At 49.8% G+C, this 11320-nt stretch carries 11 protein-coding genes; all 11 read right to left on the reverse strand.

The genetic code is table 11. The annotated features are described in order from the left end of the window. The 11 genes from LG201_RS04820 to serC all read right to left on the reverse strand — a co-directional run bounded on the left by LG201_RS04820 (position 1) and on the right by serC (position 11317). Positions 1-588 carry a hypothetical protein gene (locus tag LG201_RS04820; protein ID WP_226771027.1) on the reverse strand — a complete coding sequence of 196 codons (588 nt, stop codon included), beginning with the start codon at positions 586-588 and terminating at the stop codon, positions 1-3. A gap of 13 nt (positions 589-601) precedes the next feature. Then, a complete protein-coding gene (locus LG201_RS04825; protein ID WP_226771028.1) occupies positions 602-2764 on the reverse strand; it encodes a peptidase domain-containing ABC transporter in 2163 nt (720 codons plus the stop codon). Positions 2765-3099: 335 nt separating this feature from the next. Further along, the gene (gene pqqE, locus LG201_RS04830) at positions 3100-4290 is read right to left on the reverse strand and encodes a pyrroloquinoline quinone biosynthesis protein PqqE (protein ID WP_226771029.1); all 1191 of its coding nucleotides are present in this window, start codon (positions 4288-4290) and stop codon (positions 3100-3102) included. Positions 4291-4329: 39 nt separating this feature from the next. Then, positions 4330-4638 (reverse strand): pyrroloquinoline quinone biosynthesis peptide chaperone PqqD, encoded by a 309-nt coding sequence (gene pqqD, locus LG201_RS04835; RefSeq protein ID WP_226771030.1) that lies wholly within the window; start codon positions 4636-4638, stop codon positions 4330-4332. Beyond that, positions 4610-5362: a pyrroloquinoline-quinone synthase PqqC gene (gene pqqC / locus LG201_RS04840; RefSeq protein WP_226771031.1), complete on the reverse strand. Its 753-nt coding sequence runs from the start codon at positions 5360-5362 to the stop codon at positions 4610-4612. Before pqqC ends, pqqD begins: the two co-directional genes overlap by 29 nt. A 9-nt stretch (positions 5363-5371) precedes the next feature. Continuing rightward, positions 5372-6289 (reverse strand): pyrroloquinoline quinone biosynthesis protein PqqB, encoded by a 918-nt coding sequence (gene pqqB, locus LG201_RS04845; RefSeq protein ID WP_226771032.1) that lies wholly within the window; start codon positions 6287-6289, stop codon positions 5372-5374. A gap of 70 nt (positions 6290-6359) precedes the next feature. Next, complete coding sequence (gene pqqA, locus LG201_RS04850; RefSeq protein WP_081774944.1) at positions 6360-6431, reverse strand: pyrroloquinoline quinone precursor peptide PqqA; 72 nt, start codon at positions 6429-6431, stop codon at positions 6360-6362. Between the two features lie 308 nt (positions 6432-6739). After that, positions 6740-7858, reverse strand: coding sequence for a histidinol-phosphate transaminase (gene hisC, locus LG201_RS04855; RefSeq protein WP_226771033.1), 1119 nt, complete (start codon positions 7856-7858; stop codon positions 6740-6742). A 12-nt stretch (positions 7859-7870) separates the two neighbouring features. Next, positions 7871-9028 (reverse strand): GGDEF domain-containing protein, encoded by a 1158-nt coding sequence (locus tag LG201_RS04860; protein ID WP_226771034.1) that lies wholly within the window; start codon positions 9026-9028, stop codon positions 7871-7873. 71 nt (positions 9029-9099) lie between these two features. Next, on the reverse strand, positions 9100-10167 hold the full coding sequence (pheA, locus tag LG201_RS04865) for a prephenate dehydratase (RefSeq protein ID WP_226771035.1): 1068 nt from the start codon (positions 10165-10167) through the stop codon (positions 9100-9102). A 67-nt stretch (positions 10168-10234) separates the two neighbouring features. Next, positions 10235-11317: a 3-phosphoserine/phosphohydroxythreonine transaminase gene (gene serC / locus LG201_RS04870; protein ID WP_226771036.1), complete on the reverse strand. Its 1083-nt coding sequence runs from the start codon at positions 11315-11317 to the stop codon at positions 10235-10237. Positions 11318-11320 lie beyond the last annotated feature (3 nt).

Below are 11320 nucleotides of genomic sequence, written 5' to 3' on the forward strand. Positions count from 1 at the left end.
TCAATATCGATTTAATTTTCTCTGTGGATCAATTCGCCTCACCCAAGGTCTATAGGTAGGCTTACCATTTACTTCTTTACTAGCTTTCTTTTCTAACGATAAATATTTGATGCCTGGTGGCGGGATACCTTCGTATAGCATATTGACGTCATAAATAGATTCCGGCACTTGCTCAAAAGGAATTTGCACCCACATTTGCTTCTCCCAACGATAGGCAACAAATGGAGGATCCGGTTTCTCGTATAACTCATATTCACGCCCAGTAGGTGGAAATCCCACGATATATAAATCTCCCTGATCCACGTTGATCACCCGAGCCTTTAAATGCTCATGCCAGGTAATAGGCTGATCGCTGAAGTCGGGCAGGTTAATCGTGAGCCAGGTTTCCCTGGCAATACACGCCACTTGTTCCTTGCCGGTGTAGCCGCTGCTGCATTTTTTCTTTTGCGTCACGACGATGACACGACCATCATTGAGCTGTACTTCTTCCTGCCATTCTCGATAGCCTTCATGAAGCAATCCTAAGCATCCAGATAACGTAAATAACAAGGTCAATATCCCAATATTTTTTAAAGTTTTTTCTTTCACAGTTGATAACCTTTTATCGTTGAGATTCAGTCATTGCATTGTCTTGCAAGGTTTCTGCATTCTCCTTGCCCAGTAATATCGCCTCATCCACCTGCAATGCCTTTGGCAGTTGGTGGGTGATGAAGATGATGGTGACCTTGCCCTTGAGCCGATTGATGGTCTGTGCGAATTGTTCTGCAGTGTGCGGATCGAGGTTGGAGACAGCTTCATCAAAGACGAGGATGCGAGGTTGCCTGAGTAGGGCCCTGGCAATGGCGATGCGTTGTTTCTGGCCGCCCGAGAGGCCGGTGCCGTGTTCGCCAATCTGGGTGTTGTAGGCTTCGGGGAGCTTTTCGATGGTGTCGTGAATGCCTGCGAGTTGGCAGGCCTGGATGATTTGCTCGAAGCTGGCATGCGGATTGGCTAGGGTGAAATTTTCGTAGAGGGTACCGGAGAACAAGGTGGTTTCCTGCGGCACGACACCGAAGTGGTGACGGAGCTCATTGGCGCTGAGGTGGCGGATGTCCTTGCCATCCAGGGTGATGTTGCCTTCCTGGGGTTGCTGAAAGCCGAGCATGAGTTTGGCAAGGGTGCTTTTGCCGCAACCGGAGGGCCCCATGATGACGGTGCATTTGTTGGGCTTGATGATGAGGTTGAGGTTACGGTAGAGCCAGGGGTGGTGTTCGCTGTAGCGGAAGCCGAGATCGTTGAACTGGATCAGGCCGGACTGGCTGCCCAGACGCTTGGGGATGAGGGAGTAAGGTTCGGTGGGGGCATCCATGAGGTCACCCAGGCGCTTGACGGCAATATCCGCCTGCTGGAATTCCTGCCACATGCCAACCATTCTCAACACTGGGCCGGAAAGCCTACCGGAGAACATCTGGAAGGCGACGAGCATGCCGATGGTGAACTCAGGGTTGTGCATGACGATCCAGGCACCGGCGCAGAGGATGCTCAGGGTCTGTACCTGGTCCAGGGTGTTGGCGGCGGTGTTGTAGGTGTTGGAAAGTTGCTTTGAATCGAAGGTGCTGGCGAGATAGGCTGCAAGGTAGTCGCCGTATTGTTTTTCAAGCTGGGGTTCGAGCTGCAGGGACTTGACGGTTTCCATGCCTGATACATATTCGGTCAGGAACGCCTGGTTACGCGCGCCGAGGAGGAATTGCTGGTTGAGCTTTTTGCGCAGCAAGGGGGTAATCGCCAGGCTCAGGATGGTGATCAGGGTGAGGACGGCCAGGGCGATCAGGGTGAGCTGCCAGCTATACCAGAACATGATGGCAAGAAAAACGAACAGGAAAGGGAAATCCAGCAGCAAGGTAATGAGGCTGCCTGCGAGGAAATCGCGGATGGTTTCGATGCCATGCAGCCGTGCCACCAGTGTGCCGGTGGGGCGATGGTCGAAGTAGCGCATGGGCAGGTGCAGCAGATGGCCGAAGACCTTATGCCCAAGAACGGCGTCGATGCGGTTACCGGTATGCAACACCAGATATTGCCTGACCCAGCCCATAGCAGCATTGAAGACGAGGAAGATACCCAGGGCCACAGCAATGACAATGAGCGTGCTGACAGTATGATGGACGACGACCTTGTCGATGATGACTTGGGTGCAAAGAGGAGTCGCCAACGCCACGACCTGGATGGCAAACGAGGCGAGCAGGATTTCACGCCAGATTTTTTTGTGCTTGAGCAGTTCCGGGATGAACCACTTGAAGCCGAATTTGGCCGGTTGATGGTTATCATCCGTCAGCGGCTTTTTCTCCGGAGTCACTAATATCACTTCCCCAGTAAAACGTTGATTGAACTCAACGATGGAAACCGTAACGGGGACGCTGGATTCTGGCAGGAGCAACAGCACGCGCTCCTGATCCATTTTGAGGACTAGTCCGAGGGAATAGGAAGCTTCTATTAATTCTGAAGCCGGTGAATCGGAGATGGGTGTTTCTAACGGAGAATTTGCTACTTGATCGGCGGGTTTTAGGATCACCAATATGGGAAATGATGCAGGATGTAATTCGGCAAGCGGCTTACTGCTGGAATGAGTCTTAAAACCTAACTCCTTCAACGTCCGTTGCAAAACAGCATTATCGTAAGGAGGAGTAACTCGCTTTAACAGAAGCTCAGGATCAAAAGGAAGCCGATGCAATTGGCATATTGTGCCAATGCCCCACATGAACGCCCCCTGCCCAAGCGCAATGCTCATCCGAGCTCCCTGTTTTTTTTATTCTTAGATATTTTTTATTGGTTATTTATTACATGAAGCATTTATTAATTTTTACATTTTCAATAAATTTATAGATAGCTATTCTCATTTGCAATAGGAGTTATTCCTAATCACAAATCATTAATAGAAATTAATGATTTGTTTCATTGCAACAGACTCAGTGAGGTCATAAAGCAGGCAATACGAATATGCTTCATTTTACTATTCACTACAAAGCATCAACATCACTATGTATCAGCACCACTTTCCTGCAGTAATCAATAAAAATTGATAGTTGGCTGGCAACTATGAGTATGCGTTAGCTAGTGCTCAGATCAAGGTAAAGCGTGAAACTCTTCCACCAGTTCCCGGTTTTCGCCTTCTATCAGCTTGCGCGAGTTCTTGTCGTTTCTGAAGAAGATAGGCTGGGCCTGCAAATGCGGTTTTTGTGCATTTGCAATTGCCTCGTCTATCAAGTGTCGATGTGGTGATTTGGTGCAAACAGGATCAGCAGCTTCGGCATCCCCTGATAGCAGGAATGCCTGACAACGGCAGCCCCCCAGGTCTTTTTCTTTTTCATCGCAACTACGGCAAGGCTCCTTCATCCAGTCATCACCGCGGTACTTGTTAAATGCTGGTGATTCTTCCCATACCCATTTCAAACCATTTGCCTTGACGTTGGGAAAGGTCATGTCGGGCAGGACACGAGCAGAGTGGCAAGGCAACACATCACCGTTGGCCGTCACGATCATGAACACTTCACCCCAGCCATTCATGCATTTCTTGGGGCGCTCAGAAAAATAGTCTGGTACAACAAAATAGATCTTCATCTTGTTACCGACTTTTTTACGGAATTCGTTGGTGACGGCTTCCGCTTCATCTATCTGTTCTTTAGTGGGCATCAACTGGCTACGATTAACCAGTGACCAGCCGTAATACTGGGTATTCGCCAGCTCAACAAAGTCAGCCCCCAGTGCTTCCGCCATCTCAAGGATTTCCTTGATGTGCTTGATGTTGTAGCGATGTATCACCACATTGAGCACCATGGGATAGCCGTGATCCTTGATCATGGCTGCCACTTTTTTCTTCAGTTCAAACGTACGGGTATTGGTAATGAAGTTATTGATCTCTTCAGTGATGTCATGCATGGAAAGCTGGATATGATCTAACCCACCTTCCTTGAAAGCGCTAATCCGCTTTTCAGTCAAGCCCACTCCAGAAGTGATCAGGTTGGTGTAATAGCCGAGACGACCAGCTTCCGCCACGATCTCCTCAATATCATCACGAAGCAGTGGCTCCCCACCGGAAATGCCTAACTGCAACGCTCCGAGTTTGCGCGCATCACGTAAAGCTTGTATCCACTGTTCGGTACTCAGCTCATTTTTGGTGTGCTTGTCGTAATCAGTCGGGTTGTAGCAGAACGCGCAATGCAGCGGACAGCGATATGTCACCTCGGCCAACAACCATAAGGGCTGTGTGTTGGTCTTGGAAGCGGCTACGCCGTTGTTTTGAACTTGGGCACTCATGGTTTCTGCTCCTTAACGTAATGCACCTGCCTCAGGTGCCTAGTTACGTTTTTCCAGCCAGGCTTTCTCAATGGCAAGATCCAGCATCGCGATGATGTCAGACTCTAAGTCAGCAACATCAGGAAATGCTTGCTGCGTATCACTGACGATTTCACCTACTGTACGTTGACCATCGACACGCTTGATGACTTCGCCTGCCCCGCCATTCAATTTGATCATGCCTTCAGGAAACAGCAGCACATAGCATTGCTGGGCATCTTCCCACTGAAAGCGATAATGGCGTGCCAGGGCATAAATATCGCCCGTTGCGACGGTAGTCTTATCTTGGCTGTCTGAGATAGTCGACATTATGTTCAACCTTTATATCTGTGGATGCCAACATGATTGCATCCGCAATCACCCAAAGTACATCTAGCTTGAACTGGAGGATATCCAGTGCTTTTTCCTGTAGCTCGCGGCTCTGGCTGAAATAATCCAGCGTAACGGCCAATCCTTGCTCTACATCACGCCGCGCTTCAGTTAACCGCTTTTTGAAATACACCAGGCCCTCTTCTTTCACCCAAGGATACATGTCGGGCCAGGAGCTGATACGCTGCTGATGGATGTGTGGCGCAAACAGTTCAGTCAGCGAGGAACAGACTGACTCCTGCCATGGACGTTGCTTGGCAAAATTGACATAGGCATCCACGGCAAAGCGCACACCAGGTGCGACAAATTTAAGTGAAGTAACATCCTCCCGGTTCAAACCAACGGCTTGACCGAGCTGTATCCATGCCTCGATACCACCTACATTATCTGCATCTCCATCATGGTCGATAATCCGCTGTATCCAGCCCTTGCGGATTTCCTTGTCTGGGCAGTTGGACATAATGGCCGCATCTTTTTGCGGAATACTAATCTGGTAATAGAAGCGGTTGGCCACCCAGCACTGCAATTGCTCCCGTGTAAGCTTGCCTTCATACATCATCACATGAAATGGGTGATAGATATGATAACCCCTGCCCTTTTCACGCAGTTGCTGCTCGAATTCCTCGCGGGTCCAGGGAGTATTTCCAATAACAGGTGCATTCATGCTTGGCTCCTAGAGAATAATGTCCATGCCATCGTAGGCGACCTCAATACCATGTTGTGTCAGCTCCGCACGCTCGGCAGAATCTTCACGTAGTATCGGGTTGGTATTGTTGATATGAATCAGCACGCGACGTGCATTGGGGTATCCATCCAGCACTTCTATCATGCCACCAGGTCCGGATTGCGGGTTATGTCCGATATCACGAGCCTTTTTGGTCATCAGTCCCATGTCCAGCATTTCGGTATTGGTCCAGAAGGTTCCATCCACCATGATGCAATCGGCCTGTTCCATCAATGCGGGCAAATGCGGCTCAATCTCACCCAGACCTGGGGCATAGAACGCTTTCTTGCCGTTTTTAGTATCTTCAATCAATACCCCTATGGTGTCACCAGGGTGTGGATCATTACGATGTGGCGAATAAGGAGGTGCCGCACTTTTGAGCGCAACAGCAGTAAACCTGAGGTTTGGTGCCCCTGCCACTTCAAACGTGCCTTGACCATCAATGGGCACATCATGGCGGTTAATACCGCAATAATGACCCAGAATATTCAGTAATGGATTACCAGTCGTTAAATCCTGGTACACCATATCAGTACAGTAAATCTCGCGCTTGACCTGACCTTCTCTCAACATCAAGAGACCAGTAGTATGATCAATCTGTGCATCAATCAGCACAATGCCGACGATACCGCTATCGCGGATCGCACGGCCAGGCTGCAATGGGGCGAAGTCCTGAATTTGCTGCAGAATATCGGGAGAAGTATTGAAGAGAACCCAGTTGACGCCATCACCACTGACACAGATTGAAGACTGTGTACGCTTGCTTGCCTTGATAGTGCCTTTACGCAGACCATCACAATTCGGGCAATTACAGTTCCACTGCGGAAAACCGCCACCTGCTGCCGATCCTAAAACATGAATATGCATGAAAGCCTTCTCGTTGATTCTTTTGTTTCAAAAACCAGCCGGGCTACCTGAGTATCCCGGCTGTTGCGACTTAGCGATTGCAAACGTACATAGTCACTTCAAAACCGAAACGCATTTCTGTTACTTCTGGCTTGGTCCACATGATAAATCTCCTCAAAGTTGATTAAGATTAGAACGCTACATCCTCAAAATAACAAGTCGCTGTAACGTGAATGCATTCTCCTCGTCACGCGCCTCTGCCAACAGTGCAAAAATACCGAAACTCGCCTCATGATTATCATGAGTCCCTATCGGGCGAATGGCTTTAGACAAGCTTTTCACGGTTTTTGCCAATAAAAAAGCGCCGTTATATAACGGCGCTTTGATTTTAACTTTATAGCTAGAGATTAAGGTGTTCAACACTGGCTGGCAGTATGAACGATCACATGAGCACAAACCCACCTGCTCAACTTATGATGTGGTCTTGCTTTCTTGCAGTATTTGCCCCAAAACATCAATAAAACGAGAATTCTCAGAGAACAAGCCGATACTGACCCGCAGGTAATCAGGCATTTCATAGGCGGCGACAGGCCGCAGAATTATGCCACGCTGTAATAACTGCTGATAAACCACGGCGGCATTATTCACTTTGAAGCTGACAAAGTTGCCAAATGAGGGAATGAAACTCAACCCCAGTTCCTGCAATGCCTTGGTGATCTGTACCATTCCCGCCTGATTCAAAGCACGGGTACGTTCAACAAACTCCTCGTCTGCCAATGCCGCTACTGCAGCAGCCTGTGCCACACTGTTGACATTAAAAGGCTGACGCACGCGGTTCATCAGGTCAGCAATCTCCTGGGCGGCAATGCCAAAACCAACACGTAACCCTGCCAAACCATACGCTTTGGAAAGCGTGCGAGAAATCAGCAAGTTTTCAAAGTCATTGAGCCAGCCAATCGCTTCGGATTTCAGGTCGGCATCCAGATACTCGTCATACGCCTCATCCAGCACCACCAATACGTTCTTTGGAACCTGGCCTAAAAACTGACGCAAGGCTTGTTTGCCAAGCAACGTCCCGGTTGGGTTATTGGGGTTGGCAATGAAGATAATCCGCGTTTTACCCGTCACCGCCGCCAGCATGGCATCAAGATCATGACCGAAATCCTTGGCGGGAACAGTCACGCCTGTCGCCCCTGTTGCCTGGGTGACCAAGGCATATACGGCAAATGCATGTTGAGAATAAATGGCTTCAGTGCCTGGCGTCAGAAACGCACGCGCTGCCAGCTCCAGAATGTCATTGGAACCGTTGCCGAAGACAAGCTGGCCGGGATTCAATCCAAACTTTCTGCAGACACTATCACGCAAGGCAAAACTATTGCCATCAGGGTATCGGGCAATTTCTTCCAGCGCATCCTGCATGGCTTCATAGGCTTTAGGACTGACGCCGAGCGGGTTTTCATTAGAAGCCAGCTTGATGATCTGCTCTGGTTGTAAACCCATCTCACGCGCCAGTTCAGTAATGGGCTTGCCTGGCTGGTATGGCGCAATAGAACGAATATTGGACGGCGCAAGGTCGCACAGTCTGGTCACGATAATACCCTTTCAAATAGAATTGACTGCTTGTTTATTCTCACGCTTCGCGTCATACATCGCATGGTCAGAGCGTCTGATCACGTCCACCGCAGTCACGTCGCGATACGGGAACACACATACCCCGATACTGGCTGACAGATCTTTAATTGGCGGCAGACCATCCAGAATGATGGGAGAGATCAATTGCATGCGCAGTTTTTCCGCCAGCAGCTCTGCCGCTTCTGGTGTCCCAATATCACGCGCCAATACAAAGAATTCGTCACCCCCTAGCCGGGCCAATGTATCCGCTTCACGCACGGTGAATTTGAGACGAGTCGCCACCTCTTTCAGCACAACATCGCCAATCAAATGACCATAGGTATCATTGATCGGTTTGAAGCGATCCAGATCAATAAACAGGCCAGCACATAATTGATCGTTACGTGTGGAATAATTAATCGCCTGTTCTATCCGATCCAGCAGCAATTCGCGATTCGGCAAACCGGTCAGACGATCATGCAAGGCACGCTCATGTTGTCTATGACGTTCGTTGTCCAGGTCTTTCTCGCGCAGGAACAGCTCCCGGCTTTGCTTCTCGGCCACATAACTGGCAAATGCCCCCACCATATTGGCGGACAGGATGAATACATCGTAGATCATGAGCTGCAACAAGGGCAAAGGACGCAACTCAATAAACATGATGTTGAACACAATAAAAAGTAATAGGCCTACCAGGGTGGCATTAAAAAACCTCAAGCCTGAGAAGGTATAACTCCAGAAGACAATGACAATCAGGCCTGTGTAGTAATAACTGATTGCCGCCAAGGGCATGAAGCTTAATTGCGCCAAAAGTCCGAGACCACTGAACAGCGACACCACACCCAGCAGAAACTGGTTGTATTTAACGAACTGTCGGTAAAAAGTCAGGCCGAAAACCGCGAAAAATAGCATCACCACCATGGTGCGGATATACCAGACACTGATCACGGCTTCTGGGATGACGAATAAAGGATCCAGCAGGCCATACAGCATGTACATGATGGCACCCACCAACAATGCGACACGCGAATACCTGCGCAAGCTGGGGATGGCATAAAGCTGGTACAAAGCTTCCAGACGGTCATTCTGGAAATTGAGCGTCCATTTACGTAATGAGGCTGACCACAACAAGTTCTGGCTGATAGGCATGCGACCCTCTGAAGAACAAACTCAGCTAATGGGAATGATCAAGAGCAGGAGCCTACTCAAGATTCAAAGTATCATATTACGGCGACAGGATAAGAGCCTAGCACCTTGAGCAATGAAGCGCACTGCTCAAGCTCATACAACGCTTTGGCGAGCTGGGGGTCCTGGTAATGCCCTTCGATATCAACAAAGAACACGTACTCCCAGATACCAAGCTTGGATGGCCTGGACTCGAACTTGCTCATATCAATGCCATGCTTGGCTAGCGGGGCCAGCAAGCTGACAACCGCGCCAGGGACATTTTTGGCAGCAAGCAGCAATGAGGTCTTGTCTTTGCCTGATGGGGCAATCTCGTGATTGGCCAATACCAGGAAGCGTGTCGTATTCTTGGGATCATCCTCGATATTTTCTGCCTCCACGGCCATATCAAACAACTCGGCAGCACGGTTGCTGGCAATCGCAGCGCCAAAAGGATCACGCGCCGCCAGTTCAGCCGCCTGGGCATTACTACCCGTACTGATCCGTTCAACGTGTCCAAGGTTAAGGTTGAGCCACTCATGACATTGCCCTAGCGATTGGGCATGAGAATAGACGCGCTGTATTTCGTTGCTGGATTCCTTGCTCCTGAGCAGGCAATGATGCACAGGCAGGGTGATTTCCCCACAGATATGCAGGCTGGTCATGGTCAAGAGATCCAGCGTGCGTCCAACGGCACCCTCAGTGGAATTCTCCACTGGCACTACTGCATAGTCGGCTGCACCGGACTCCACCATGCGAAATACTTCATCGATGGAAATACAGGGCTTGGGAGAACTCAGGCCACCGAACTGCTTATTGGCAGCCTCCTCACTGAAAGTCCCTAATGGCCCAAGAAAGGCCACCGCAAGCTCGCGCTCCAGAGCACGACAGTTGGACATGACACTACGAAAAATGGCCGTCACCGCCTCGGCAGACAATGGGCCAGTATTTTTATCCAGCAGACGGCGCAATACCTGCGCTTCTCGCTCGGGACGGTATATCGGCCCTTCCCCTTTGAGTGCGCCAATTTCACGCGCCAAGGCAGCACGTGCATTCACCAGATCCAGCATCTGCTCATCAATGGCATCAATCTGGTCACGGCAATTTTTTAGTATGTCGCTCATGGTCTACACTCTATGCATATATTGTTGCGTAATTGAGCACCGCTCCTGCAGCCCTCTACTGATTAGATCAAGCGTGAGCGCGCTCAAAGCCCTTCATGAATTCAATCAGCGTATTCACGCCTTCGATTGGCATCGCATTGTAAATCGATGCGCGCATGCCGCCCAGCAAACGATGGCCTTTTAACTGGAGTAACCCGGCTGTCTGCGCTTGCTTGAGAAATTCTGCATCTAGGGCGCTATCCTTCAATGTAAACGGGATATTCATGCGTGAGCGATTTTCCACTGCGATCGGCGAACGGTAAAACTCAGTACTGTCGAGATAATCATATAACAGGCCGGATTTCTCAATATTGAGTTTTTCCATAGCAGCCAATCCGCCCTGGGCCTTGATCCACTTGAATACCAAGCCGGCAATATAAATACCATAGGTTGGCGGAGTGTTGTACATGGAGTCGTTATCGGCGTGTATCTTGTAATCCAGCATGGTGGGCGTATCCGCTACCGTTTGACCAATCAGGTCTTCCCGCACAATCACAATCGTCAAGCCGGCCGGGCCGATATTCTTTTGCGCACCGGCATAGATCAAGCCAAACTTGCTGATATCCACGGGTCGAGACAGGATATGCGAAGACATATCCGCCACCAGTGGCACATTCCCTGTTTCAGGCGTCCAGAACATCTCCACGCCACCAATGGTTTCATTGGAGGTGTAATGCACATAGGCAGCGTCAGCGTTAAGCTTCCACTGCGATTGATCTGGAGCATAGGTGTAATTCTTGTCGGCAGATGAGGCGACCACATTCACTTCGCAGTACTTGCCTGCCTCTTCAATCGCTTTCTGTGCCCAGATACCCGTATCCAAATAATCCGCTTGTTTCTTGCCGCGCAACAGGTTGAGCGGGATCATGGAAAACTGCGCATGTGCCCCCCCCTGTAGAAAGAGCACTTTGTAGTTTGCAGGAATATTGAGCAACTCTCGCAAATCGGCTTCGGCTTCTGCGGCGATGCTCATGAATTCCTTGCCGCGATGGCTCATTTCCATCACTGACATACCCGAGCCATGCCAGTCCAGCATTTCATCGCTGGCTTGTTGCAATACGTCTTTGGGCAATACTGCCGGTCCGGCAGAAAAGTTATAGATTTGCGTCATAAA

It is taken from the genome of Methylobacillus gramineus (assembly GCF_020532675.1).
Taxonomy (GTDB): domain Bacteria; phylum Pseudomonadota; class Gammaproteobacteria; order Burkholderiales; family Methylophilaceae; genus Methylobacillus; species Methylobacillus gramineus.